We start from the raw sequence: 24,751 nt of genomic DNA on the forward strand, positions 1-24,751 counted from the left end.
CTATGCTTGTTGATTGCCCCACCCTTTTCATCTGCCCAACAAGGAGTTGAAAAATGTCGCTAACGCTTTACTACCATCCGCTGTCGTCGTACTGCCACAAAGTGCTCATCGCGCTCTACGAAAACGGCATCGAGTTCGGCAGAAGAATCATCGATCTCACGGACGCCGCCGACCGCGCAGAGCTTCAGGCATTGTGGCCAATCGGAAAATTCCCGGTACTTCGCGATCATGCTCGTCAACGTAATCTGCCGGAGTCCAGCGTCATCATCGAGTACCTGGATCGCCTGTATCCAGGTGAACAGCGCCTGATTCCGGACGATTGGGAGAACGCGTTGGAGGTGCGCTTATGGGACCGGTTTTTCGACAATTATCTACAAACGCCGGTCCAACAGATTGTCAGTGATCGGATACACGCGACCAACGGTGATTTGACCAGGGAACGGGCCACGCTTGCGACGGCGTACAGCATGCTCGAGCGCCGGATGGCGTCCAGAATCTGGGTGGCCAGCCCGGACTTCAGCCTGGCCGATTGTGCCGCCGCCCCGGCGTTGTTCTATGCCTGCACACTGGTGCCGTTCCCCGACGACTACCAGCACTTGAGCGCCTATTTCGACCGGCTGATACAGCGACCGTCATTCCTGCGGGTGATCGACGAAGCCAGGCCCTGGTTTTCGTTTTATCCGTTTGCGGATGACATCGCGCAACGGTTCCGTGAGGCTTCGGACTAATACCGGTAAGTCAAGGAACGCTGTAAATCTACGGCGCCACAGTGACATCGGCTTGACCGCTCTCAAGCAAGGCCGCGCGGACAAATCCTTCGGTCTTCTTGCGCTCGACGAACGCCCTCACATAGGCCGCCCCCGCTTCACGGTCGCGCGGTACGGCCATCGCCTGGCGGATGGCGGTGAAGGCGCCTTCGAGCACCCGGTAGCGTGGATCGGCGGCGGCGACCTTTTCCAGCGGTTGGCGCACGCCCGCCGCGGCATCCAGACCTTTTTCGAAGAACAGGTCGACGGCGGCGGCGGACGTTGCTGCCCGCTCCAGTTGCGCCTGCTTCAGGGTACGACTCAGGAACAGGTCGTAGGCCGCGCCCTTGCCGACCGCCAGACGCAAACCCGGCCGATCCAGATCATCGACCACGATATAAGTCGAATCGGCCGCCACCAGATAGGTGCCCTCGATGATCACGTAGGGCTCGCTGAACGCAATCTGTTGTTCACGCACCGGCTCGATGGCGAGGAACGCGATGTTCCATGCGCCCTCCTCCAGCGCGGCAAACACCTTGCCAGCGGCATCGAACGCGATCATTTCCAGACGAACGCCCAGCTCTTGCGCCAAAGCTTTTGCCAACGCCACGGAGACGCCTTGGGGCGTTCCATCCCGGCCCTGCTGCGCCAACACCGGATTGCCGAAGTTGATCGCCGCACGCAGCACGCCACCAGATGCCAGGTCATCAAGAACCGCAGGGGAAACAGCACTCATCATTTGCTCCGAAACAAGAAATTGAGGTCAGGCCAAAGCGGTAACCCATTGGCGGCGCTTTCGCTGTTGCCTTGACCATACCAATCAATGATGGCCCGATGAAACCCCGAGAGCGGGGTCGAGTGCGAAGTCAAAAATGCGGTTTGACCGTCTTCCACTCCGGCTTGTAACGCTGCATCTGCTTCACGTCATCGCGCTGGCGAATGCCGCAAGTCAGGTATTGATCGTGCAGTCTGGCCAATTGATCGTGATCCAGTTCGAGGCCCAGCCCAGGCGCACGGGTGATTTTCACGCAGCCATCGACGATCGGCAGCTTGCCCCCCTTGATCACTTCTTCGTCCGGTTCCTGCCAGGGGTAATGCGTGTCGCAGGCGTAATCGAGGTTGGGCACCGAAGCGGCGACATGGGCCATGGCCATCAGGCTGATGCCCAGGTGCGAATTGGAGTGCATGGACACGCCAAGGCCGAAGGTGTCGCACATTTTCGCCAGCGTCTGGGTGTCGCGCAGGCCGCCCCAGTAATGATGGTCGGCGAGCACGATCTGCACGCTGTTCAACGCTACGCTGCGGCGGAACTCATCAAAATCAGTGACCACCATATTGGTCGCCAGCGGAAGCCCCGTGCGTTTGTGCAACTCGGCCATGCCGTCGAGGCCCGGCGTCGGGTCTTCGTAATACTGCAGGTCGTCGCCCAGCAGTTCCGCCATGCGGATCGAGGTTTCCAGCGACCAGTTGCCGTTCGGGTCGATGCGCAACGGGTAACCGGGAAAGGCCTTTTTCAGCGCCTTGATGCACGACACTTCGTGCTCCGGCGGCAATGTACCGGCCTTGAGTTTGATGCTCTTGAAACCGTAGGCCTCGATCATGCGCCGGGCCTGGGCGACGATCTGTTCTTCGTTCAGCGCTTCGCCCCAGTTATCCGGTTTGTACGGTGAGTCGATGTGTTGCGCGTACTTGAAGAACAGATAGGCGCTGAACGGAATCTCATCGCGAATCGCCCCACCCAGCAGGTCCACCAACGGCACGTTCAACGCGTGCGCCTGTAGATCGAGAAACGCCACTTCGAACGCTGAATAGGCGTTGCTCACCGCTTTGCTGGCATGGGAACCGGGGGCCAGCTCCGCGCCGGCGATGCTCTGGGCTTTGTTCGCCGCGACAGTGGCTTTCACGATGGCGCGCAACTGGTTGAGGTTGAACGGGTCGAGGCCGATCAGTTGATCTTGCAGTTGCTGCTGGATCGCCAGCGCCGGGGCGTCGCCGTAGCTTTCGCCAAGGCCGATGTAGCCATTGTCGCTCTCGATCTCGATGATCGAGCGCAGCGCAAAGGGTTCGTGAATACCGCTGGCATTGAGCAACGGCGGGTCACGGAAGGCGATGGGGGTGACGGTGACTCGTTTGATTTTCAAGAAGCGGCTCCCTTTGGCTTGGTATTCAAGGCTTGATGACTGACAGAATTTTTTGCTGCTGCACTTTTCGGGGCCACGGCTTCGACCGGTTTACCGGTGAGCGAAGGGTGCGTATCACCACGGGGTGCCGTGCGGGCAAAAAAGATCACCACGGCCGCCACCAGTGAAGTCCCCGCCAGGCCATACAAGCCGCCTTCGATGGAACCGGTGGTCTGCTCCAGGAAACCGAACGCAGTCGGTGCGACGAAACCACCGAGGTTGCCAATGGAATTGATCAAGGCGATTACCGCCGCCGCGATACGCGCATCCAGATAGCCTTGGGGAATCGGCCAGAACAGCGCCGAAGCCGCCTTGAAACCGATGGCCGCGAAACAGATGGCGACAAAAGCGAAGATCGGCCCGCCGGTGGTCGACATGAACATGCCGAACGCGGCGATCACCAGCGTCACGGCCACCCAGGCTTGTTGGTATTTCCACTTGCTGGCCATGGCGGCGAAGCCGTACATCGCCAGGATGGAAATGATCCATGGGATCGAGTTGAACAGGCCGACCTGGAAGTCGCCCAGGTTGCCCATCTTCTTGATCATGCTCGGCAGCCAGAACGTGGCGCCATAGATGGTCAGGGCGATGGAAAAGTAGATGAAGCAGAACAGCGCGATTTGCTTGTCGGCGAGCAATTTGAACATCGACGGTTTGACCGTCTGCACGGCTTCACGAGCCTGTTGTTCCAAGGTAATAGCGCTGACCAGTGCGTCCTTTTCTTCGGCGCTCAGCCAGCTCGCCTGACGCGGATGGGATTGCAGCCAGAACCAGACGAACCCACAGAGCACGATGGAAGCGAAGCCTTCGATCAGGAACATCCACTGCCAGCCATGCAGACTTAGACCGCTGACGTGCAACAGCGCGCCGGACACCGGACCGGAAATCACCGAGGCAATGGCCGAGCCGCTGAGGAAGATCGCCATGGCTTTGCCCCGCTCGGTCGACGGCAGCCATTGGGTGAAGTAATAAATGATGCCGGGGAAAAACCCCGCCTCGGCGGCGCCGAGAATGAAGCGCAGTACATAGAAACTGGTTTCGCCGCGCACAAAGGCCATGGCCATCGCCGCCGCGCCCCAGGTGAACATGATGCGTGTCAGCCAGGCACGGGCGCCGTAGCGTTGCAGCAGCATATTGGAAGGCACTTCGAAGATGGCGTAACCGATGAAAAACAGCCCGGCACCCAAGCCGTAGGCCGCGGCACCGATGCCCAGGTCGGTTTCCAGGTGGCTGCGCACAAAGCCGATGTTGACCCGGTCGATGTAGTTGACGATGAACATCACCACGAACAGCGGTAGCACATGGCGCTTGACCTTGGCCGCTGCTCGGGCAAGGACGGTGGGGTCCGGCGGACTCAGATGGTTATTCAAGGGCGACTCCCGTTCATTGTTTTTTTAGGGGGAGAGCCGATCATGGACGCGCCTATTGATCCCGTCTAATCTAACTTGGCATTCGATTGATACCTGGATTAGATCAATGTTCGAACTGACGCAACTGCGCTGCTTCACCACCGTGGCCACTGAGCTCAACTTCCGCCGGGCCGCCGAACGGTTGAACATGACCCAGCCGCCCCTCAGTCGGCAGATTCAACTGCTGGAGCATCATCTGGGCGTCGAATTGTTCACCCGCAGCACCCGCAGCGTCGCCCTGACCGCCGCCGGCCGCGCCTTTTTCATCGAAGCCCAGAACCTGCTGGAGCGCGCCCAGCAAGCGGCCATCACCGCCCGGCGCTTCGCTGAAGGCGATATCGGTTCGGTCAACATCAGCTTTGTCGGCAGCGCGGTGTATGAATTCCTGCCCAAGGTCATCGCGGAAGCACGGCTCAAACAGCCTCAGGTCAAAATCGACCTGTCGGAAATGAACACCTACCAGCAGCACGAAGCCCTGCGCGCGCGCCGTATCGACCTGGGCATCGTCCGCGCGCCGTTGCTGGAACCGGGCTATGCCACTGAATGCCTGGTGCGTGAACCCTTTGTGCTGGCCGTGCCCAGCAACCATCGGCTGGCCAGTGCACAAACCGTGTCCGTCAAAGACCTGGATGCACAACCGTTCCTCATGTACTCCCATGCGGCCTATCCGCCGTTCAACGAACTGCTGACCGGCATGCTCCGCTCGGCCCGCGTTGCTCCGGAATACGTACAGTGGCTCGGCTCATCGCTGACGATTCTGGCGTTGGTCAACGCCGGCATGGGCCTGGCCCTGGTACCGCGTTGCGCCACCAGCGTGGTGTTCAAGAACGTGGTGTTTCGCGATATCGATCTGGGGGAAGGTGTGCAAAGCGAGCTGCATTTGATCTGGCGCGAGAGCAACGACAACCCGGCGTTTGCGATGTTGCTGGAGGGGATTCGCAAGGCTGTGCGGGAGGGATGGGGGCTGTGAACCGCGAATGCCGCGAGTTCCATCTCTTCGTTAACCGCCTTTAATCGGGTTTAAAAAAAATGAGGAAAGTTCCTGCGTAGCGAAAAACCTGTCCTGCGGCGGCAAAGCATCGTAATTTACGCGCCATAATTACAAAGGACGTTTGGGGTGTGAGTGGGGGCTTATCGTTTACTGTTGGCCGTTCTGGTGGCCGTTTCTCATATGGGCAAGACGTTCGCGGGGCTGAACCCCGGAGTGATTGCCGTGATTTCCTTCCTGATTATCAGCGGTTTCGTGATGACCTCGCTGATCGAGCGCAACTACAAGGCGTCGGAAAAAGTCCGCCTGTTCTACACGGACAGGGCCTTGAGGCTTTACCCCCAGTTCCTGCTCTACTTCTTCATATCCTGCGCGGTGATCTATTTCCTGCTGCCCGGCACACCGCAAGCGGCCGATCTGACGCTCAAGAATATCGCCGCGAGCCTTCCTATCGTGCCTCTTGGCTTCTACATGTTCGGGGCGGCCGGGTCGCAGATCTTGCCGCCGGCCTGGTCGCTGGGGCTTGAGATGTGCTTCTACCTGGTGATCCCTTTCCTGATCCTTTACAAGGCACGGGGCGTTGCGTTTGTCCTGTCTGTTGCCGTTTTCATGGTCGCGAGCCTTGGTTACATCAACGCCGACCTGTACGGCTACCGGCTCTTGCCCGGCGTCCTGTTCATGTTTCTGTGTGGCAGCTATCTGTACAAACCACAGGCGAAGGATTTGGCGATCGCTGCGGGCACAACCGTGGCGGCGGCCTTAATGTTTACGGCCATCATGGCAGGATTGATTGAGCGCCGCCCGTTCAATGCGGAGGTGACCGCCGGCATCGTATTGGGGGTACCTGCCGTGTACCTGTTGACGAAGCTCAGGTTTCACCGGGTTGACGAGCTCCTCGGGAACATCAGCTATGGAGTGTTTCTGAATCACTTTGTGGTGATGTACTTTCTGCGCGCTTTCTGGCCAGTTGCCTACGATGGGCACATCGTTGCGGCAGTATTGACCCTGTCGTTCCTGTTGAGTGGCGTTTCGTACTACTACGTTGAGCGCCCGGCCCTGAAGCTTCGTCATGCGTTTCGGGCCGGCATACGGTATGGCGAGAGTCAGCCGCGGGTCGGCGAAACAGCGTCTTGATCCGAAGGCACCTTGAACCACCAACCCCGCCCGCAGGCTACGATCTTTCGACTGAGGCGCCTGTTCAGGCATGGAAGCCGTAAGGCCACTTATCGTTGCGCCAACTCATGCCGGATGCATTGCTCGTAATACGTTTGCTTGATGCCGGCAGGCTTGAGACGCGAAGGGCTGTTATAGGTTTGCTCCGTGATGCCCATGGCCGTCATGCGCATCCACGGCCGGGGAAACTTGCGCGATTGCAACTTCTTGCGTGCCCCGTAAAGCGTAAGCCCGGAAAGTTTCGAGGCTTGCGCGCCCTCGGCTATTTCCGAGCCCCAGCTGCATACATAGCGAGAGTTCTTGCTCAGTTCCTTTGCCTGGGCTCCAAATGAGATAACCACCAGGACAAACGTTGCAGTCATCCATACCAAAGTCCGCATATCGCCAATGCCTAACCTGCTGAAAAGAAAGCAAGTTTGACAACGAACCGAAGATCGGGGGGCCAGCAGTTTGCCTCATTTCATCATTGATTCTCTCTGCCAGGCCCGATGTAAAAGATCGATGACCTCTTCATCCGACGTTTGAGAGAAATCCGTGTACCAATAGCCGATCGATACCAGCCAATCGGGGGTGAGCGGGCAAATCAGCTCGTCCACTTCGTCACGCAGCGCCTCTGCCGTTTCCATGGGGGCCACCGGCACGGCAACGACGATGCGAGACGGTGCTTGCAGGCGCACGGCCTGTATCGCGGCCATCATCGTGGCCCCTGTCGCCAGGCCGTCGTCGATCAGAATCACCACTTGATCCTTGAGTGCCACAGGCTCGCGGGATGCCCGGAATAGCTGCTCGCGACGCAACATTTCCTGCGTTTCCTTCGCCACCACAGCGTCGAGCGTACGCTGGTCGATGCCGTTAGCCCGCAGCGCATCGTCATTGACGATTTGAATACCACCGCTGGCTATAGCGCCCATGGCGAATTCCTGGTGGGACGGCACGCCCAGCTTGCGGACCAGCATCAGGTCCAGGCGAACCTCCAGGGCCGTGGCCACTTCATAGGCGACCGGCACGCCGCCACGGGGCAAGGCCAGGACGATGACATCGGTTCTTTTAGCGTATTTAAGCAACGATTCCACCAGGCTTCGGCCGGCATCAACCCGGTCATGCAAGATGGTTTGCAATGAAGGACTGTGATTCATCTGAAAACCTCCCGAAACGGGCAAATCGACTTCGCCAAGGATGCTCGCACTACACCGCCAGAATGCTGCAAGGCACCTGATACAGAATATGTTCGGTCGTGCTGCCGAGCAGTTTCTCCAGGCTGCCGTACTGTGTTCTACCCATCACGATCACATCTATCTGGTGTTCGTGGGCGAACTCACTCAGCGCCGACACCGGATGCCCCGTGATGAAATGCCGGCATTCAGGGGGCACGCCGAACCGGGCGGCCAACTTGAGGAATGAGGTTTCCAGGTCCTTGCGCAATTCCCGGGTAAGCTCCGATAGCGTCAGGCCACCGCCCAGATCCGCCAGAAAAGCGGCCGGGATGTCACATGCGTACAGCAGATGCAACTCGGCATTGCATTGCAGCGCAAGGGTAGAGGCCTGCAGGATGATCCGGTCATTGAGTTCGCTGTTCGAAGGCTCGGTATCGACAACATCAACCGCGGCCACCACCTTCTGCGGCAAGGCATGGCTTTCGGCGCCCACCAGATAGACCGGCACCGGACAATGGCGCAACAATCGCCAGTCCAGCGGCGTAAAGAACGCGCGCTTGAGCACGGGCTCATGCTGGACTTGCTTGATCAACAGATCGGGGTGCATTTCCGTGACGTGATCAAGGATGTCCTGGCGCATGTTGTCGGCCCAGGCGACCTCGGTTGTCACCTCGATCCCCCTGCCCTGCATTTTTTCCGCCTGTTCCTTGAGCCAGTCGCGGTGTTCCTGCAGGTAGCTCGCCCGAGCCACTTTCCGGTCGCCTTCTTCAAGTAACGACAGAATGTCCAACGAGGGGATCAGCGCAGCAATATGCAAACTCGCTCCACTGGCCTTGGCCACGGCAGCGGCATGGTTGAGCGCGGGAGATTGGCGCAGGAGCGGGTTGATGATCAGTAATAACCGTTGATACTGGCTCATGATCTGACTCCGGACAGCGATGGTGTTTTCGCCAGGCCAACAACCCGGCTTCAGCCCAGACTCCCCCCTTAAAGTCTCTTGGGCCTTGATTTATATCAATCCTCTGTGGGCGTCATTGAAGGTGCCCACTTGGGAAAGAATAGTTCACAACGGTGTTGTGCATCTGGTGCCGGGCTCGTGTGGCGAGGGGGTTTGTATGTGACTCGAAAATGGGTCACCCAGTCCCAAGAACAAACAACTCCAACATGGCCTCGACAGCATGCACCCGCAAAGACTGACCCTGCACAATGAGTTGCACGCGCGCCCTTCGCTGTATTTCGACGAACCCGCCCACGTGTTTCATCTGGCGTTTCTGGCTAATGACGGGCAATGCGACACCCTGCTGAGTCGTTGCTGCCCCGGCCCCGTCGACCCGGATGCGGCCCAGGGCATCACCCGGCTGGAGGGGCATGCCTTGAAGTGGGAGCGACACGCGGAGTTCCTGACGCTGACACTGGTGGTGCCCTCTTCCAGTCAGGAGCCTGCCTGGAGCCAGCCCCCCAAGACCTTGATGGACCGCGTCGAACCCTTCATGCAGCACGTGATCAACGCCGTGCAGATTGTGGTGCGCAACGATGCGTCATTTTCCGGCGATCTGTCGGTTTATGGATTCAAAGACCCTTGCGGCTCATGCATAGGCGGTGGCGATGCGACGGTCTGGAGCGATTTTCGCCTGAGCGAGGACGGCACCAACCGTTTCCTGTTCGTCAACAAGCGCCTGAATGCCTATCGCCAAGGCCGGATGATCCGCCGTCTGCTGGAAATCGAAACCTACCGCATGATGGCGTCGCTTTCCCTTACCACCGCGAAAACCTTGAGCGCCCAGCTCAACGTCTTCGATAAGACATTGGTCAACCTTTCGGAACGTAACGCCGGCCCCGATACCGGCAATGCGAAAGCGTTGTTGACTGATATCGCCAGTCTGTCGGCGCAAGTGGTCAGCAGCACCGCGAAAACCCGACACCGCTTCAGCGCCACCCAAGCGTATGCCCAGCTGGTTTTCGAGCGTTTGGGCGAACTCAGGGAAACTCACGTGGGCGATTGCCAGCGACTGGGGATCTTCATCGAAAGACGCTTCAAACCTACCGTCAGGTACTGTGACGTCACCGAACAACGCCTGGAGCAGCTGGCCAAAAGCGTGGCCAACCTCGGGGATCTGCTGCAGGCGCGGGTGCAGGTTGAAATGGAAGAACAGAACTCGGAAATCCTGAGCAGCCTGAACGCTCGCGCCGATACCCAAATCAAAATCCAGCGTGCGGTCGAAGGCTTGTCGATTATCGCCATCACCTATTATTTGCTGAGCCTGTTCAAGCTGTTCTACTCGGGCCTGCACACCCTGGGCGCGGACATTTCCGCGCGGGACGCCATGCTGGCCATGACCCCGCTCGCGCTGTGCATCCTGCTGTTTATTTTGATCAGGATCAGGAAGGCCAAAGAACACTGATCAATCGGTTGGCGGCGTTCAAGGCTTGCGCAACAGGTAGGTATCCATGATCCACCCGTTCGCCAGCCGCGCCGCCTTGCGCACCCGCTCAATCTCATCAGCCACGTCTTTGAGCTTGCCGCTGATCAGGATTTCATCCGGCGTCCCCAGATAGGCCCCCCAGTAAATGTCTGTCTCCTGATCAGCCACGTGATGGTAGGCATCTTGCGCATCCAGCATTACCACCAGGCTGTCGGCATCGCTTACCTGGCCGGCCGCCAGCCGCCGGCCGGTGGTGATTTCGATCGAGCGGCCGATGCTGTTCAGTGGCACCTTATGTTGCGCCGCCAGCGCCTGCACGCTGGTGATGCCGGGGATCACCTCGAACTCGAACACACAACGACCCGACGCCAGAATCGCCTGCAGGATCCGAATGGTGCTGTCGTACAACGCCGGATCGCCCCACACCAGAAAACCGGCGCACTGGTCGTCGGTCATTTCCTCATCGATCAGCCGCTCGAACGTCTGCTGCTTGGCACGGTTCAGGTCTTCGACGCTGGCGTTGTAGTCCACATCGCCGCGCACACGCTCAGGGCTATTGGCTTCAACGAAGCGGTAGTCGCGATCGGTGATGTAGCGCTCGCAGATCTCGCGACGCAGGTCGATCAGTTTGTCTTTGCTCTGGCCCTTGTCCATGAGGAAAAACACATCGACCCGGTTCAGCGCTTTCACCGCCTGCATCGTGATGTAGTCGGGGTTGCCGGCGCCGACACCGATGACCAGAAGTTTTTTCATCACAGCGCTCCTTCAGGGTCCATGCCCGTCAAGCGAAACCGCCAGCGACCGTTGAACCGCAATTCGATGGCCGACAACGGTTCGACGTCGATCTGGTTGAACGCCGCGCCCTGCAACACCTGCATCAGCGCGGCGCGTATGACAAACGGATGGGTGATGGCAACGATATGCTCCGGTGTCGCCTCAAGGGTCTTCAGCCACGCGGCTACCCGCTCACCGAGCTGCGCCACCGATTCTCCACCGTGGGGCGCCGACGCCGGGTCGCTGAGCCAGGTCTGAAGCGTCTCGGGTTCGGATGTTTGCAAGTCGTCGATCGACGTGCCCTTCCAGCGTCCGAAATCGCAATCCCCCAGTGCCGTGACAATCTCCACGTTGTCGCCAAACAGCTCAGCGGTTTGGCGGGTCCGCAGTTCAGGGCCGCAGAGTAAACGGGGGGCTCGCTTGAACTGACGACAGCGCGAGCCCTTCGCCGACTGCCAATCCATTTCCACGGGTTCATTCGTAGGAAAACGCGCCAGTTTCTGTGCAACGGTTTGAGCGTGGCAAATCAGGGTCAAGCGGGTTGCCTGCACGAAGGTTCTCTCTGTCAGTGGAATGAAAGACGGCACGATGCCGTGCATTGTGCCGCAAGAAACGCAATCTGAATGCCTTCCTTGTAGCAGCTGCCGAGCCTGCGAGGCTGCGTTCGGCCGCGTAGCGGTCGTAAACCCTGAGAGCACAGTGTGCCTGACGGACCGCAGTGCCCGATTTTACGACTGCTACGCAGCCGAACGCAGCCTCGCAAGCTCGGCAGCTGCTACGGCATCGGGCTCGCAGCCCATTTTATTCCTGGGCAGGGTCGATATCTCACACCACTATGGGCGATGTCCTACAACGCCTGTCTGCATCCACGCAGCCCCGCACGCACGGGGGGTTCGCCCCATTTTAGTGCTTTCAAAATCCGCACAAAAATTCACTAGACATGTAGCGCACGTTACATAAATACTAATTTGGCGTTTTATGAAATGAAACCGACACACCCATCCAGCAGGAGCCCGGATGCCCCCTCTCAGAGACCTGATCACCGAGCCCGGCCTGGACTTCACGCCGTCGGAACGCAAAGTCATACGTGCCTTGCTGGACCAGTACCCGCGTAACGGACTGGGCCCGATGTCACGCTTGGCCGAACATGCCGGTGTCAGCGATCCGACCATCGTGCGGCTGGTAAAAAAGCTGGGTTTCAGCGGTTACGCCGATTTTCAGGAAGCCTTGCTCAGTGACATGGATCACCGCCTGCGCTCCCCCAGCACCCTGTTGCAGCCCCGCGCCAAACTCAAAAAAGATGACCCCTGGAGCCATTATCTGGCAGACAGCCATCGGGCATTGGTAGAAACCCAGGCGCTGACCCAGCCCGAAGATGTGCGGATTCTGGTGGAGTGGCTGCTCGACACCCGCCACCAGGTCCACTGCTTTGGCGGTCGTTTCAGCAGTTTCCTCGCCAACTATTTGCTCAATCACCTGCGCCTGTTGCGGCCCGGCTGTTTCGCCCTGGAAGACAACGCCCAGTTACCGGACCGGTTGTTTGACGTGCAGCGTCAGGACGTATTGCTGGTGTTCGACTATCGCCGCTATCAGTCCCAGGCCCTGCGGGTTGCCAATGCCGCGAAGAGCCGACATGCGCGCGTCGTGCTGTTCACCGACATCTATGCATCACCGCTGCGGGAAATAGCCGACCTGATCATCAGCGCACCGGTGGAATCGGCGTCGGCCTTCGACTCGATAGTGCCGGCGCTGGCCCAGGTTGAAGCACTGATTGCCTGCCTGACCCTGCGCAGCCCCGATCTGGCCGATCGCCTGGAAGGCATCGATGCCCTGCGAGCCGACTTCGACACTCACCTGCTGGAGGATAAATAAGGATGTTCATGCTCCCCCACCATTCGCCTCGGGACTTGCCGTTTGCCGCCGACCACACCGCGCTGTTGCTGGTGGACATGCAACGTGCCTGGCTCGAACCGCAGTTCGACCCACACCTCAACGAACCGGATGCCGACTACTTCCTGACCCGAGCCCGCACGCAGGTGGTGCCCAATCAACGCAGGCTGCTCAATGCCTTTCGCAGCGCCCGGCAAAATGTGTTGCACACACTCATCGAAAGCCTCACCGCCGATGGCCGCGACCGTTCGCTGGACCACAAACTCTCGGACATGCACCTGCCCAAGGGCAGCCCGCAAGCGCAAATCATCGAAGAGCTGACGCCGACCGAAAACGAAATCGTGCTGCCCAAGACCTCTTCCGGGGTGTTCAACTCCACCAGCATCGACTACGTGCTGCGCAACCTTGAAACCCGCCACCTGATCATCGCCGGCATCGTCACCGACCAATGCGTCGACATGGCCGTGCGCGACGCCGCCGACCGCGGGTATCTGGTAACGCTGGTCGAAGATGCCTGCGCCACCTACACCGAGCAACGACATCACGCCTGCCTGAACGCCATCAAGGGCTACTGCTGGATCACCGACACCCAGACCGTGCTCGGCCGGTTGCAGGAGATCCAGCCATGAGCGCTCGCCTGTCGCCGTTGCCCATGACCACCATCGTCACCACCGACCTGATCGGCGTGACACGCGGCCGTTCCTTCCCCACCGACGAACTCGATGCCTATCAAGCGGCCGGTTGCGGCTGGGTACCGGCCAATAGCGCCCTGACCCCGCAAGACATCATCGCCACCAGCAACCCTTGGGGTGCTTATGGGGATTTACGGCTGGTTCCCGACTTGAGCAGCCGGGTGACCGTCAACAACGGCCCGGATGCCGACGCCCCGGCGCTCGACTTCATTCACGGTGACATTCGCGAAACCGATGGCCGTCCGTGGGGCGCCTGCCCTCGTACGCTGTTGCGCAACGAAGTGGAGCGCTATCGCGACGAGTTGGGTTTGCAGATCAACGCCGCGTTCGAACACGAATTCAACCTCGACAGCGGCACGGCGGAGCACCTGGCGTTCTCTCTGGAAGCCCAGCGCCAGGGCGCCGGGTTCGGCGGCTGGCTGCTCAGTGCACTGCGAGCCGGCGGCGTCGAACCGGAAATGTTCCTGCCGGAATACGGCAAGCACCAATACGAAATCACCTGCCGCCCGGCCCTTGGTGTCGCTGCCGCCGACCGCGCGGTGAACGTGCGTGAGATCACCCGTGAGATCGCCCGGCAAATGGGCCTCAACCTTAGTTTCGCCCCCAAGACGGCCGAGCATGCCGTGTGCAACGGCGTGCATTTGCATGTGAGCCTGCAGGACCTGGCCGGCCAACCGGCGATGTATGACGCCGGCACCGCCAACGGCCTGTCGACCCTCGGCCAGCATTGGGCTGCCGGCGTTCTGCATTACTTGCCGGCGCTCTGTGCGTTCACCGCGCCAACGCCGGTTTCCTATGAACGCTTGCAGCCCCACCACTGGAGCGCGTCCTACGCCTGCCTCGGCCAACGCAACCGCGAAGCGGCGCTGCGGATTTGCCCGACCGTCAGCCTGGGCGGCAAATCCGTGGCGATGCAGTACAACCTGGAATTTCGCGCCATGGACGCCACTGCCTCACCGCACCTGGCCATGGCTGCATTGCTGATCGCCGGACGCCTGGGTATCGAGCAGCGCCTGGCGTTGAACGCCATCACCGATGAAATCCCCGACTCCCTGAACGAAGAGCAACGCCAGGCCCGGGGCATCGTCGCCCTGCCCGCGTCGCTGTCCCGGGCACTGGATTGCCTGCGCAACAGCGAGGCGCTGATCGAAGCCCTGCCGAGCGCATTACTGGACACCTACTTCGCCCTGAAAACCGAGGAACTGACGCTGACGGAACAGCTCTCGCCCGCCGATCTCTGTGAGCACTATGCGCGCCTGTACTGAATCCGCCGAACTGGGCCTCTACACCCGGCCTGCCTACACCCTGAGCCGGGAAGCTTCCGAGCACCCGCTGATTCTGGTGTGTGAACACGCCAGTCGTTTTATCCCGGACCGGTTAAACGACCTGGGCCTGAGCGACGAGGCCGCCCGCGATCACATCGCCTGGGACATCGGCGCCCTGGCGCTGGCCGAGGGTTTGGCCGAAGCACTGGGCGCGACCCTGTTGGCGGCCAACTATTCGCGGCTGTTGATCGACCTCAACCGCCCGCGCCACGCGCCGGACAGCATTCCGTTGCAGAGCGAGATTTATCAGGTGCCGGGCAATCGCGATCTGGATGAGGCCACCCGTGAATACCGCCGGCACTGCCTGTTCAAACCGTTTCATGCACGTCTGCAAACCTTGATCGACGCCCGTGTGGAGCAAAATAAACCGGTTCGAGTGGTGGGGATTCACAGTTTCACGCCGATATATTACGGCCAGCCACGATCGCTGGAAGTCGGCGTGCTGTACGGCCAGGCCACGGAGTACGCCCAGCGCATGATCGACGGCCTGAGCCGGCACCCATTGAAAGTCGCCGGTAATCAGCCATACAAAGTCGATCCGCTGGGTGACATGACCGTACCGGTTCACGGCGACGCACGCGGGCTGGACTCGGTACTGATCGAGGTGCGCAACGACCTGCTGCGCACCTCTGAGGACGTCAGTCGCTGGACCGACTATCTGGCGCCGCTGCTGTAGCAACAGCTTCAAACTCGCAGCGTGTAGCTGCTTATATCAAGGAGAACGGCTTCATGGACATTGAAGAATTCGGCTACAGGCAAGAATTGAAACGTAGCCTGTCACTGACCGACCTGGTGGTGTACGGGATGATCTTCATGATCCCCATCGCTCCGTTCGGTGTGTATGGTTACGTCAGCGCCGAAGCACCCGGCATGGTGCCGCTGGCCTACATCATCGGCATGGTGGCTATGCTGTTCACCGCCCTCAGTTACGGCAGCATGGCCCGGGCCTTTCCCGTGGCGGGCTCGGTGTATTCCTACGCACAACGCGGCCTCAACCAACATGTCGGGTTTATCGCCGGCTGGCTGATGCTGCTCGATTACCTGCTGATTCCGCCGCTGCTCTACGTATACGCGGCGATGGCGCTGAATCATTTGTACCCGGACATCCCGAAAGTCGGTTTCATCCTGGCCTTTCTGGTCAGCGCCACTTTCGTCAACCTGCGGGGCATCACCTTCACCGCGCGGATGAACATCCTCTTCCTGCTGGCGCAACTGGTGGTGCTGGGGATCTTCCTGTTCTACGCCTGGACTGCCTTGCACAGTGGCGGCGGTAACGGTCAGCTGACCCTGGCGCCGCTGTACAACCCCGAAACCTTCAACTTCGCCCTGCTGATGCAAGCGGTGTCTATTGCGGTGCTGTCGTTCCTCGGTTTCGATGCCATTTCCACCCTCGCCGAAGAGATCAAGGGCGATCCGGGCCGCAGCGTCGGCAAGGCTGCGCTGATCACGCTGCTGGTGATGGGCGCGATCTTCGTCGTGCAGACCTGGATCGCCACCGACCTGGCCGCCGGCCTGGGCTTCAAGTCCGCCGACACCGCGTTCTATGAAATCGCCGAAATCGCCGCCGGTAGCTGGCTGGCCACCCTGACCGCCGTGGCCACCGCGCTGGCCTGGGGTGTGGCGGTCGCCATCACCTCCCAAGCGGCGGTTTCGCGACTGCTGTTCGGCATGGCCCGAGACGGCAAACTGCCAAAAGTGCTGGCCAAAGTGCACCCGAAACACAACACACCGTACTTGAGCATTTATCTGGTGGCGGTGCTGTCGCTGGTGATCTGCTACCTGTTCATCAACTCGGTGGACACCCTCACCTCCCTGGTGAACTTCGGCGCCCTGAGCGGCTTCATGCTGCTGCACCTGACCGTGATCAACTACTACTGGCGCCGGCAGCAATCCGGCCAGGTGATCCGTCACCTGATCTGCCCGGTCATCGGCTTCATCATCGTCGCGGCCATCATGTACAACATGGGCGTCGATGCGCAGAAACTCGGCCTGATCTGGATTGCCCTGGGCCTGGTCTATCTGTTCTTCCTCAACAAACTGGGTGCCAGCACCGCACTGCCCGACCCAAGCAACGGCTGACAAGAAAAAGAGCAACGTCTGACATGATTTCAGGCGACTGCCGATTTAACGCGTGGAAACCGACAGTGATAGTCAGGTTCGGTGCAAGCCGCCGAACCCTTTGATACAGGAGTATGTCCATGCTGGTCTTACGTCCAGTCGAGTTAACCGACCTGCCCCAGTTGCAGCAACTGGCGCGTGACAGTCTGGTGGGGGTCACGTCCTTGCCGGACGACACCGAACGCCTGAGGGAGAAAATTCTCGATTCCTGTGCTTCGTTCGAAAAAGACGTCCAGGGCCAAGGTCCGGAGAACTATTTCTTCGTGCTGGAAAACCTGACGACTCGCCGTCTGGTCGGCTGCTCGGAAGTGCTCGCCACCGCCGGGTTCGGCGAGCCGTTCTACAGTTTGCGCAACCGCCATTTCACCAGCGCCTCACGGGAGCTGAACATCGAGCATGGGGTGCCGGCGTTGTCGTTGTGCCAAGACCTCAGCGGTCACTCTTTGCTACGCGGTTTCCATATCGACTCGGCACTGGAGCGCACGCCATTTTCCGAGTTGCTGTCCCGGGCGCGGCTGCTGTTCATCGCCGCCCACCCGGCACGTTTTGCCGAAGCGGTGATCACCGAGATCGTCGGTTACAGCGACGAACAGGGGCAATCGCCGTTCTGGGATGCGCTGGGCAAGCATTTCTTCGATTTGCCTTACGTCGAGGCCGAGCGGCTTTGCGGCCTGCAGAGCCGGACGTTCCTCGCCGAATTGATGCCGCAATACCCGATCTACGTGCCGATGCTGTCGCAGGCTGCACAAGATTGCATCGGCCGGATCCACCCCGACGGCCAGGAGGCCTTCGACATTCTGGAACGCGAAGGCTTCGAGACCAACAGCTACATCGACCTGTTCGACGGCGGCCCGACGCTATACGCCCGCACCTCAAGCATTCGTTCCATCGCCCAGAGCCAGTCCGGCACGGTGCAAACGCGCTCGCCCATCGACGCCCGTGGCAGTTACCTGGTGAGCAACGATTCGTTGAAGGGCTACCGCGCCATTGTCGCCGAGCTGGACTACAGCGCCGGGCAACCTATCGCCTTGAGCGCCGAGATGTGCGCGGCCTTGAACGTGACCGACGCCAGTACGATCCGGCTGATCGCCCTGTGAGCGACAACCGGCCCCGAGCCCAACGACAGCGCCCGAGCAGGCGCGAAGAAGGAGCTGCATCATGATTTTGCGCCCGGTTCAAATGACTGACCTGCCCGCTTTACTGGATTTGGTACAACGGGCCGGCCCCGGGTTCACTACCCTGCCAGCCAACGAAGAGCGCCTGACCCACCGGGTGCGCTGGGCCCAGCGGACTTTCGCCGGACAGGTCGAGCGCGCGGATGCCGACTACCTGTTTGTGCTCGAAGACGATGATCAGCAAGTGGTCGGCGTCAGTGCCCTGATCGGGGCCGTCGGTCTGCGAGAGCCCTGGTACAACTACCGGGTCGGGCTCACGGTCAGTTCATCGCCGGACCTGGGTATTCAGCGCCAGATCCCCACGTTGTTCCTCAACAACGAAATGACCGGGCAATCGGAAATCTGCTCGTTGTTCCTGCGACACGATCAACGTTATGGCAGCAATGGTCGATTGCTGTCGCTGGGGCGTCTGCTGTTCGTTGCCGAATTCCCCCAGCTGTTCGGCGACAAGCTCATCGCCGAACTGCGCGGCAGTGCCGACGAACATGGCTGCTCACCGTTCTGGGACAGCCTGGGCCGGCACTTCTTCAAGATGGATTTCAGCCATGCCGATCACTTGTCTGGGCTGGGCAGCAAAGCGTTCATCGCCGAACTGATGCCGCGCCAGCCGCTCTACACCTGCCTGCTTACCGAACAGGCCCAGGCGGTGATCGGCAAGCCCCACCCCAACACCGAACCGGCGCTGAAGATCCTCACCGCCGAGGGGTTTGCCCATAAGGGTTACATCGACATTTTCGATGCAGGCCCGGTGATCGAAGCCCCGGTGTCGAGAATCCGCGCGGTGCGCGACAGCCAATCATTGGTGCTGGCCATCGGCACGCCCGACGACCAGGCTCCGGTATGGCTGATCCACAACCGTCGCCTGGAAAACTGCCGCATCACCACCGCCCCGGCACGGCTGGTGGGCAATAGCCTGATGGTCGACCGCCTCACCGCCAAACGCCTGCAATTGCAGCCCGGCAGCTCGGTACGCGCCGTGCCGCTGCGCAACCAACAGCAGCAAGCGGTAGCGGCGTGAGCTATAGCCGCTGGCGAAGCCTGCGTAGCAGTCGTAACACCTGCCAATTCGGTCTTTCAGACTGATCGCTGATTTGCGCATGACTTCTGATCTGATGGCGAGCGCTTCGCACTCGAACGCAGCCTTCGGCAGCTGCTACAAAGGATCGCGTGAAGACCAGCATTGGTGTCAATCCAGATGATGTGCCCTTGCCAAAAAAATTCGTCATCATCCTTTACCCGCCCGCGTGATAGCCTTTTGTTCCTTCGGCGTTGACACTTTTGCTCAAGCCCTTCCATTCCTTTATATGGTGGAACTCGTATGTCCAGGCTTTCTCATCAAGATTTGCGCCGTAATTTCCGCCAACTGCTCGCTTCCAACACCTGCTACCACACGGCCTCTGTCTTCGACCCGATGTCGGCCCGCATCGCCGCCGACCTGGGTTTTGAGGTGGGAATCCTGGGTGGTTCGGTGGCGTCGTTGCAGGTATTGGGCGCTCCCGATTTTGCGTTGATCACCCTCAGTGAGTTCGCCGAACAGGCCACCCGCATCGGCCGAGTGGCGCAATTGCCGGTCATTGCCGACGCCGACCACGGCTACGGCAACGCGCTCAATGTCATGCGCACCATCGTCGAACTCGAACGCGCCGGCGTGGCCGCCCTGACCATCGAAGACACTCTGCTGCCGGCGCAATTCGGTCGCAAGTCCACCGACCTGATCACGGTCGCCGAAGGTGTCGGCAAGATCCGCGCGGCCCTGGAAGCCCGGGTCGATTCGGAAATGGCGATTATCGCCCGCACCAACGCAGGGATCCTGCCGGTCCAGGAAATCATCAGCCGCACCCAGCATTACCAACAGGCCGGGGCCGACGGGATTTGCATGGTGGGCGTGCAGGATTTCGATCATCTGGAACAGATCGCCGAACACCTGAGCGTACCGCTGATGCTGGTCACCTACGGCAACCCGTTGCTGCGCGACGACAAACGCCTGGCCGAATTGGGCGTGCGCGTCACCATCGACGGCCATGGCGCCTACTTCGCCGCCATCAAAGCCACTTACGACAGCCTGCGCGAACAACGCCAGATCTTCACCCAAGCCTCCGACCTGAACGCCACCGAACTGACGCATACCTATACGCAGCCGGAGGACTACATTCGTTGGGCCAAGGAGTTCATGAGCGTTAAAGAGTGACGGCACAAGCGCCCTCACCACAGCGCTCGCGCGTCTGTGGTGAGGTTGCGGTCAAGCCATCTGCGCCTCTTTCGATTCAACCTCCGGCGCCACCTCAAACCGATCCGCCAGAAACGGTGTGATATCCAGCGGCAACGGCTCGTTGTTCACCAGTTTGTCCAGCAACACGCCGGTAATCGCCGAGGTCAGGATGCCAGTGCGGAAATGTCCGCAGGCATTGAGGTAACCCTGCACCCCTTTCATCGGCCCGAGTATCGGCAGTTCGTCCGGCGAACCAGGACGTAACCCGGCCCAGCAACGTTTCAGGTTGATGTCGGCGAGCGCAGGAATGCAGCGCACCGCGCCTTGCACCAGACCGCTGATTTCAGGGTAGGTGGTGGTCACGTCGAAACCTTTGTCTTCGGTGGTGCTGCCGATCAGGATTTCACCATTGTCTTTCTGCGCCACGTAACAGTCGCTGGTGGTCAGGCAACCGCGCAGGATCTTCGGCATGCGCTCGGTCAGCAGGATCTGGCCCTTCACCGGTTTCACCGGAATGCGAATGCCGGTGGCCTGCTCGCTGAGGTCGGCGGCCCAGGCACCAGCAGCGTTGATCAGCGTATCGCAACGGAACACGCCGGCCTCGGAGGTCTGCACGCCAGTGACCTGCGAGCCGTGGTGCAGCACCCCGGTGACGTTGGTGTTGAAATACAGGTCCACCCCGTTTTGCCGCGCGCCTTCGGTGTAGGCATCGGCCAGGCGGAAGGGGCTGACCTGATGGTCGCAGAGAAACTCCAGTGCCCCCCTTGCCTCATGGCTGACGCTTGGCTCGGCTTCGCGCAGGGCCGCTTGATCGAGCCAACGCACCTGATCCGCCAGATGCGGAATGCACGCCACGATGTGCTCGGCGTAGAGCCGGTCTTCATCGTCGTAGATCACGAATTTCAAGCCGGTCTTCTCGAACTTGAAATCCATCCCCTGATTGTCCTGAAGCTCCCGGTGCAAATCCGGGTACATCGCGTTGGACTGCAAGGCGAAATCGAAGAACGACTGCGGCAGGATATGCGGCGTGCTGGAGTCCACCGCCACCGCCGCACCCTGGGCTTCGCGCCTGCGATTGGCCGACATCATGCGGAAGAAAATCACCCCGCAGCCCAGGCCTACCGACTCACCGATCGCCCACAAGCCACCGGCCGAAGCGCGGGTCGCGTTACCGGGCCGCTTGGCGTCGATCAGAGCGATCTTCAGGTGTTTGCGCTTGGATAACTGATAGGCGCAGGACGCCCCGACCACACCGCCGCCGGCGATGATCACGTCGTAGAACTTACTCATGGCTTGCAGCCTCCGTGCCGACAGACTGGAATGCTGAAAAAGGAATCGGGTCGACGGGAAAGCGCGGTCGCAACCAGCCCACATCTTGCCGTCCGGTGGCTTCGCGCAAACGGTCGGTGCAATAGCCGACACACATCCGCCCCTGACAGTCGCCCATACTCACGCGGGTGCGCATTTTCAGGCTGGCCAGGTCTTGCACACCCTGCTCCAGCGCCCGATCGATGTCGGCGCGGGTCACATGCTCGCAGCGACAAATCACCGTGTCGGAAGCTGGCAATGCGGTCTGCCCGGCACCGCGTTCGGTGTAACGGTCGACGGCGGCGCGAAAGCGCACGATGGACTTGAGTTTCGACAGGTAACGGTCACGTCTGACACGCGCCAGCTCCGCATCCAGCACGTCACGTTGCAGCAGGATCGACACTGCTGCGATTCGTCCCGCGAGCATGGCCGCCTCGCCACCGCGAATTCCGCCCATGTCACCGGCCAGATGCACATGGGGTTCGCTGCTTTGCTGCCAGACATTGGCGCTGGCCCGCAGGTAGCCGTCATCGCTGAAGCCGTGGTCCAGGCCCATTTGCTGGCTGAGTTGGGTGCGAGGAATGAAGCCATAGCCGACCGCCAGGGTCTGCGCGGCAATCCGTTCAGCGCGGCTCAGGTCTGGCTCCCAGGTGCTGGAGTACGGCGCAACGGTCACTGATTTCAACTCTTCCTCGCCTTGAGCCTCGACCACGCCCCAGCCATAGTGCATGGGAATGCCGTGCAGTTTCAGGTACGCGAGCATGCTCAAACCGTCGAGGAACAACTGTGGCTTGTTCAATAGCGCGAGGCTTTCCCGGGCGATCTTGCCGAACGCACACGCCTCGTAGACCCCAGCAACGCTCACCCCCGAAGCGTGTAGCTGGCAGGCCACCAGCGGCAACAGCGGACCGGTGCCGGCGATCACCACCGGCCCCTGGGGTTGAACGACGCCGCTCTTGATTTGCAGTTGCAAACCACCCAGCAGAATCACCCCAGGCAAGGTCCAGCCGGGGAACGGTACGCTACGCTCATGGCAACCGGCAGCCAACAGCAGCTGCGGGTATTCGACCTCCTGCAAATGCTCATTGACGTCCAGCACCACCAACGCCCGGGTACCTTCGGCGCCGACCACGCGGTGGTTCAAGCGCACGTCGATCAGGCCCGACTGCTCGTGGAATTCTCCATGCAGTTTGGCCAGCACTTCCGAATAGCGTGGCCCCAGGTAATCCAGTTGCACGTTATCGCGCAAGGGGCCGCGATAGACCACCCCGCCAAGACGCGAAGCCTCTTCGAGCAAGGTACAACGCACACCATGGCGCGCCAGTTCAATGGCCGCGGCCATACCCGCCGGCCCGCCGCCGACGATCACCGGTTGCAGGTTCATAAAACCTCCTGCCCGGCAATACGGTTGACCCGGGTTTCGATGCTCATGCCCTCACGCACGATCGTCTGGCAGGCACGCCGTTTGTGCCGGCCATCGATTTTCACCAGGCAGCATTGGCACACGCCCATGCCGCAATAGGCACCGCTGATTTGATCGTGATCGTTTCGGGCTACCTGGCGAATGCCCAGTGATTGAATGACCGTCAGGACGGTTTCGCCGATGGCGGCGCTGACGGTCTGGCCATTGATGCGCACAGTCATATCCGCCCGCACCAGCGGCTGGATATCGAAGGTTCGGTTTATGCGTTGCATTGCGATTGTTCATCCGTGAAAGGTTCAGGTGAGTTTCATCAGCTCCATGCTGCACTACACCTTGCGGGCCACCTGACTGATAAACGGGAAGGTCTGCACTGGTACTTTCGACAACGCATCAGCTGCGCGTCCAAGCAATGTAGTCGATACCGCGAGATGGGGCTGGATCGTTTTATGTTAGGAAATATCCCCGAAGGAAATATTGATCCAGGCCAGTAAAAACACCTGAGCCGACGAACTAATCTGCGAACACCGTCTTCGCCGCCCGGAGCGCAAAAAAAGTAAAACGCCGCTTCTACCGGAGGCAGAAGCGGCAGAGGCCAAATGCCTCGAAGGGATCAGTGCATGAACAAGGCAATCAGAATGATGATCGGGATCGGAACGCCGAGAAAGAACAGCAGTAATGAGCGCATGGGGGTTCTCCTGGGTTAGCGAACAGGTGGTAGCGTCGTGGTCGTGGTCACATAGGCGTCGGCTTCCAGATACTCAACGGCATCCCGGCGACGACCGCCGAAGGTCGCGGCGAGGCTGGCGAAAAACGCACCGGCCAGCAGCGCGATGAACATCCACAACGCCGTCCATGCCGCTACTTTCGCGGCGGTGTCAGCCGCTTGTTGCGCGGCCAGTTTGGCGTCGGCCGCGGCTTTTTGAGTGCGGGCATACACTTCATCGACACGACGCTCGGCGTCCGCTTGCGTGAGGTTGGTCCGCTGGGCCACCAATTGCGCCAGATAAGCCCGATCTTCGGTGGCCAGCTGACCGTCGTTGCTCAGGCTGCGCGCGAAGATGCGGGTGACGGTGCCGTGGGTGGCGTCATCACTGACAGCCACCGGGCGGTCATCGCGAAACAGACTGTCGATGAAGTAACCGTACGGATCATTCGCGGGATTGCCGATAGCGCTGCCGGCAGCCTGGGTCATGGCGCTGACGGCACCGCCGGCGACCACTGCCCCGGCCCGCACACCACCGCTGACGACGCTACTGACCGAACCGACCACCAGGGTCGCGGTCACCAGCGTCGCCACACACCAGGCCAGGAAGCCATGGGCCGTGTCACGGAAATAGACCTCATCGCCGTGCATGAACGCCCACTTCACCCGCAAGCGGCCGGCGATGTAACCGCCGAGACCGGACGCCACAATCTGTGTAAAGGCCAGCCAGACAATCGTCGAAATACCCAGGCCCTTGGCGCTCATACCTTCATTGGCCCACGGCGAGACCGCCGTGAAACCCAGGCCAAAACCGAGCAGTACGAGGATCAGCGACAACGCCGCGGCCGCTGCGGCCCCGGCGAAGATTGCGGGCCACGAGACGCCCGATAGTGTGCTGGACTCTTCGGCGACAGGATAAAAACCATCGGGGGATCTATTCATTGTTGTTGTACTCCAGGCAGTTGTTACAACTCGTCAAAGGAGCCGTTGCAGACAGCGTGCCAGTCGCACCACTTAAATAAATCTTTGAATTTCAACAAGTTGAAAACAATGAACTTCTC

The 24,751-nt window shown here is 60.3% G+C and carries 24 protein-coding genes; 12 read left to right on the forward strand and 12 right to left on the reverse strand.

The genetic code is table 11. The annotated features are described in order from the left end of the window. Positions 1-53: 53 nt before the first annotated feature. On the forward strand, positions 54-728 hold the full coding sequence (locus tag PSH69_RS16175) for a glutathione S-transferase family protein (RefSeq protein ID WP_305409049.1): 675 nt from the start codon (positions 54-56) through the stop codon (positions 726-728). Between the two features lie 28 nt (positions 729-756). On the opposite strand, the gene PSH69_RS16180 is transcribed toward PSH69_RS16175, so the two are convergent. The 3 genes from PSH69_RS16180 to PSH69_RS16190 form a co-directional block, all read right to left on the reverse strand. Next, positions 757-1,482 carry a transporter substrate-binding domain-containing protein gene (locus tag PSH69_RS16180; RefSeq protein ID WP_305409050.1) on the reverse strand — a complete coding sequence of 242 codons (726 nt, stop codon included), beginning with the start codon at positions 1,480-1,482 and terminating at the stop codon, positions 757-759. Positions 1,483-1,612: 130 nt separating this feature from the next. Next, positions 1,613-2,887, reverse strand: a complete 1,275-nt coding sequence (locus PSH69_RS16185) for a glucarate dehydratase family protein (protein ID WP_305409051.1) — start codon at positions 2,885-2,887, stop codon at positions 1,613-1,615. Continuing rightward, positions 2,884-4,296 carry an MFS transporter gene (locus PSH69_RS16190; RefSeq protein WP_305409052.1) on the reverse strand — a complete coding sequence of 471 codons (1,413 nt, stop codon included), beginning with the start codon at positions 4,294-4,296 and terminating at the stop codon, positions 2,884-2,886. Before PSH69_RS16190 ends, PSH69_RS16185 begins: the two co-directional genes overlap by 4 nt. A 106-nt stretch (positions 4,297-4,402) precedes the next feature. On the opposite strand from PSH69_RS16190, the gene PSH69_RS16195 reads away from it, so the two are divergent. Both PSH69_RS16195 and PSH69_RS16200 read left to right on the forward strand, forming a co-directional pair. Beyond that, a complete protein-coding gene (locus tag PSH69_RS16195; RefSeq protein WP_305409053.1) occupies positions 4,403-5,305 on the forward strand; it encodes a LysR substrate-binding domain-containing protein in 903 nt (300 codons plus the stop codon). 153 nt (positions 5,306-5,458) lie between these two features. Next, positions 5,459-6,457 (forward strand): acyltransferase, encoded by a 999-nt coding sequence (locus tag PSH69_RS16200; protein ID WP_305409054.1) that lies wholly within the window; start codon positions 5,459-5,461, stop codon positions 6,455-6,457. 89 nt (positions 6,458-6,546) lie between these two features. Here the strand turns inward: PSH69_RS16200 and PSH69_RS16205 are convergent, their stop codons facing one another. From PSH69_RS16205 to PSH69_RS16215, 3 genes are all read right to left on the reverse strand, one after another. Next, complete coding sequence (locus PSH69_RS16205) at positions 6,547-6,876, reverse strand: hypothetical protein (protein ID WP_111453226.1); 330 nt, start codon at positions 6,874-6,876, stop codon at positions 6,547-6,549. Between the two features lie 75 nt (positions 6,877-6,951). Further along, positions 6,952-7,632, reverse strand: a complete 681-nt coding sequence (locus tag PSH69_RS16210; RefSeq protein ID WP_305409055.1) for a phosphoribosyltransferase — start codon at positions 7,630-7,632, stop codon at positions 6,952-6,954. 49 nt (positions 7,633-7,681) lie between these two features. Then, a complete protein-coding gene (locus tag PSH69_RS16215) occupies positions 7,682-8,569 on the reverse strand; it encodes a universal stress protein (protein WP_230139139.1) in 888 nt (295 codons plus the stop codon). A gap of 259 nt (positions 8,570-8,828) precedes the next feature. Between PSH69_RS16215 and PSH69_RS16220 the strand changes: the two genes are divergently transcribed. After that, positions 8,829-10,052 carry a DUF3422 domain-containing protein gene (locus PSH69_RS16220; protein ID WP_305409056.1) on the forward strand — a complete coding sequence of 408 codons (1,224 nt, stop codon included), beginning with the start codon at positions 8,829-8,831 and terminating at the stop codon, positions 10,050-10,052. 18 nt (positions 10,053-10,070) lie between these two features. Here the strand turns inward: PSH69_RS16220 and cobF are convergent, their stop codons facing one another. Beyond that, positions 10,071-10,826, reverse strand: a complete 756-nt coding sequence (gene cobF / locus PSH69_RS16225) for a precorrin-6A synthase (deacetylating) (RefSeq protein ID WP_305409057.1) — start codon at positions 10,824-10,826, stop codon at positions 10,071-10,073. After that, complete coding sequence (locus tag PSH69_RS16230) at positions 10,826-11,398, reverse strand: histidine phosphatase family protein (RefSeq protein ID WP_305409058.1); 573 nt, start codon at positions 11,396-11,398, stop codon at positions 10,826-10,828. Before PSH69_RS16230 ends, cobF begins: the two co-directional genes overlap by 1 nt. 466 nt (positions 11,399-11,864) lie before the next feature. Here PSH69_RS16230 and PSH69_RS16235 point away from each other — a divergent pair, with 466 nt between their 5' ends. The 8 genes from PSH69_RS16235 to PSH69_RS16270 all read left to right on the forward strand — a co-directional run bounded on the left by PSH69_RS16235 (position 11,865) and on the right by PSH69_RS16270 (position 20,235). Then, entirely contained in the window at positions 11,865-12,719 is an 855-nt protein-coding gene (locus tag PSH69_RS16235; protein WP_305409060.1) for a MurR/RpiR family transcriptional regulator, read from the forward strand. A gap of 2 nt (positions 12,720-12,721) precedes the next feature. Next, a complete protein-coding gene (locus PSH69_RS16240) occupies positions 12,722-13,366 on the forward strand; it encodes an isochorismatase family cysteine hydrolase (protein ID WP_018928988.1) in 645 nt (214 codons plus the stop codon). After that, the gene (locus tag PSH69_RS16245; RefSeq protein ID WP_305409062.1) at positions 13,363-14,694 is read left to right on the forward strand and encodes a glutamine synthetase family protein; all 1,332 of its coding nucleotides are present in this window, start codon (positions 13,363-13,365) and stop codon (positions 14,692-14,694) included. Before PSH69_RS16240 ends, PSH69_RS16245 begins: the two co-directional genes overlap by 4 nt. Then, positions 14,678-15,430, forward strand: a complete 753-nt coding sequence (locus PSH69_RS16250) for an N-formylglutamate amidohydrolase (RefSeq protein WP_305409064.1) — start codon at positions 14,678-14,680, stop codon at positions 15,428-15,430. The genes PSH69_RS16245 and PSH69_RS16250 overlap by 17 nt, the downstream gene beginning before the upstream one ends. Before the next feature lie 53 nt (positions 15,431-15,483). Continuing rightward, complete coding sequence (locus PSH69_RS16255; protein WP_305409065.1) at positions 15,484-16,833, forward strand: APC family permease; 1,350 nt, start codon at positions 15,484-15,486, stop codon at positions 16,831-16,833. 119 nt (positions 16,834-16,952) lie between these two features. Continuing rightward, positions 16,953-17,969: an arginine N-succinyltransferase gene (locus PSH69_RS16260; protein ID WP_305409066.1), complete on the forward strand. Its 1,017-nt coding sequence runs from the start codon at positions 16,953-16,955 to the stop codon at positions 17,967-17,969. 61 nt (positions 17,970-18,030) lie between these two features. Beyond that, positions 18,031-19,065 carry an arginine N-succinyltransferase gene (gene astA / locus PSH69_RS16265; protein ID WP_305409067.1) on the forward strand — a complete coding sequence of 345 codons (1,035 nt, stop codon included), beginning with the start codon at positions 18,031-18,033 and terminating at the stop codon, positions 19,063-19,065. A gap of 300 nt (positions 19,066-19,365) precedes the next feature. Next, positions 19,366-20,235 carry an oxaloacetate decarboxylase gene (locus PSH69_RS16270; protein ID WP_305409068.1) on the forward strand — a complete coding sequence of 290 codons (870 nt, stop codon included), beginning with the start codon at positions 19,366-19,368 and terminating at the stop codon, positions 20,233-20,235. Between the two features lie 51 nt (positions 20,236-20,286). On the opposite strand, the gene hcnC is transcribed toward PSH69_RS16270, so the two are convergent. The 4 genes from hcnC to PSH69_RS16290 form a co-directional block, all read right to left on the reverse strand. Continuing rightward, positions 20,287-21,546 carry a cyanide-forming glycine dehydrogenase subunit HcnC gene (gene hcnC / locus PSH69_RS16275; protein ID WP_305409069.1) on the reverse strand — a complete coding sequence of 420 codons (1,260 nt, stop codon included), beginning with the start codon at positions 21,544-21,546 and terminating at the stop codon, positions 20,287-20,289. Next, positions 21,539-22,948, reverse strand: coding sequence for a cyanide-forming glycine dehydrogenase subunit HcnB (hcnB, locus tag PSH69_RS16280; RefSeq protein ID WP_305409070.1), 1,410 nt, complete (start codon positions 22,946-22,948; stop codon positions 21,539-21,541). Before hcnB ends, hcnC begins: the two co-directional genes overlap by 8 nt. After that, positions 22,945-23,259, reverse strand: coding sequence for a (2Fe-2S)-binding protein (locus tag PSH69_RS16285; RefSeq protein ID WP_019578726.1), 315 nt, complete (start codon positions 23,257-23,259; stop codon positions 22,945-22,947). The genes hcnB and PSH69_RS16285 overlap by 4 nt, the downstream gene beginning before the upstream one ends. Before the next feature lie 428 nt (positions 23,260-23,687). Next, entirely contained in the window at positions 23,688-24,632 is a 945-nt protein-coding gene (locus PSH69_RS16290) for a hypothetical protein (RefSeq protein WP_305409071.1), read from the reverse strand. Positions 24,633-24,751 lie beyond the last annotated feature (119 nt).

Source organism: Pseudomonas sp. FP1740 (genome assembly GCF_030687165.1).
Classification (GTDB): Bacteria; Pseudomonadota; Gammaproteobacteria; order Pseudomonadales; family Pseudomonadaceae; genus Aquipseudomonas.

Bases quoted from the DNA above. Each gene is read 5' to 3' on its own strand.
- PSH69_RS16180 (WP_305409050.1), bottom strand. From the start codon at position 1,482: ATGAGTGCTGTTTCCCCTGCGGTTCTTGATGACCTGGCATCTGGTGGC.
- PSH69_RS16205 (WP_111453226.1), bottom strand. From the start codon at position 6,876: ATGCGGACTTTGGTATGGATGACTGCAACGTTTGTCCTGGTGGTTATC.
- PSH69_RS16245 (WP_305409062.1), top strand. From the start codon at position 13,363: ATGAGCGCTCGCCTGTCGCCGTTGCCCATGACCACCATCGTCACCACC.
- PSH69_RS16235 (WP_305409060.1), top strand. From the start codon at position 11,865: ATGCCCCCTCTCAGAGACCTGATCACCGAGCCCGGCCTGGACTTCACG.
- PSH69_RS16285 (WP_019578726.1), bottom strand. From the start codon at position 23,259: ATGCAACGCATAAACCGAACCTTCGATATCCAGCCGCTGGTGCGGGCG.
- PSH69_RS16220 (WP_305409056.1), top strand. From the start codon at position 8,829: ATGCACCCGCAAAGACTGACCCTGCACAATGAGTTGCACGCGCGCCCT.
- PSH69_RS16240 (WP_018928988.1), top strand. From the start codon at position 12,722: ATGTTCATGCTCCCCCACCATTCGCCTCGGGACTTGCCGTTTGCCGCC.
- PSH69_RS16260 (WP_305409066.1), top strand. From the start codon at position 16,953: ATGCTGGTCTTACGTCCAGTCGAGTTAACCGACCTGCCCCAGTTGCAG.
- PSH69_RS16215 (WP_230139139.1), bottom strand. From the start codon at position 8,569: ATGAGCCAGTATCAACGGTTATTACTGATCATCAACCCGCTCCTGCGC.
- astA (WP_305409067.1), top strand. From the start codon at position 18,031: ATGATTTTGCGCCCGGTTCAAATGACTGACCTGCCCGCTTTACTGGAT.
- PSH69_RS16175 (WP_305409049.1), top strand. From the start codon at position 54: ATGTCGCTAACGCTTTACTACCATCCGCTGTCGTCGTACTGCCACAAA.
- hcnC (WP_305409069.1), bottom strand. From the start codon at position 21,546: ATGAGTAAGTTCTACGACGTGATCATCGCCGGCGGCGGTGTGGTCGGG.
- PSH69_RS16210 (WP_305409055.1), bottom strand. From the start codon at position 7,632: ATGAATCACAGTCCTTCATTGCAAACCATCTTGCATGACCGGGTTGAT.
- hcnB (WP_305409070.1), bottom strand. From the start codon at position 22,948: ATGAACCTGCAACCGGTGATCGTCGGCGGCGGGCCGGCGGGTATGGCC.
- PSH69_RS16290 (WP_305409071.1), bottom strand. From the start codon at position 24,632: ATGAATAGATCCCCCGATGGTTTTTATCCTGTCGCCGAAGAGTCCAGC.
- cobF (WP_305409057.1), bottom strand. From the start codon at position 10,826: ATGAAAAAACTTCTGGTCATCGGTGTCGGCGCCGGCAACCCCGACTAC.
- PSH69_RS16250 (WP_305409064.1), top strand. From the start codon at position 14,678: ATGCGCGCCTGTACTGAATCCGCCGAACTGGGCCTCTACACCCGGCCT.
- PSH69_RS16195 (WP_305409053.1), top strand. From the start codon at position 4,403: ATGTTCGAACTGACGCAACTGCGCTGCTTCACCACCGTGGCCACTGAG.
- PSH69_RS16255 (WP_305409065.1), top strand. From the start codon at position 15,484: ATGGACATTGAAGAATTCGGCTACAGGCAAGAATTGAAACGTAGCCTG.
- PSH69_RS16270 (WP_305409068.1), top strand. From the start codon at position 19,366: ATGTCCAGGCTTTCTCATCAAGATTTGCGCCGTAATTTCCGCCAACTG.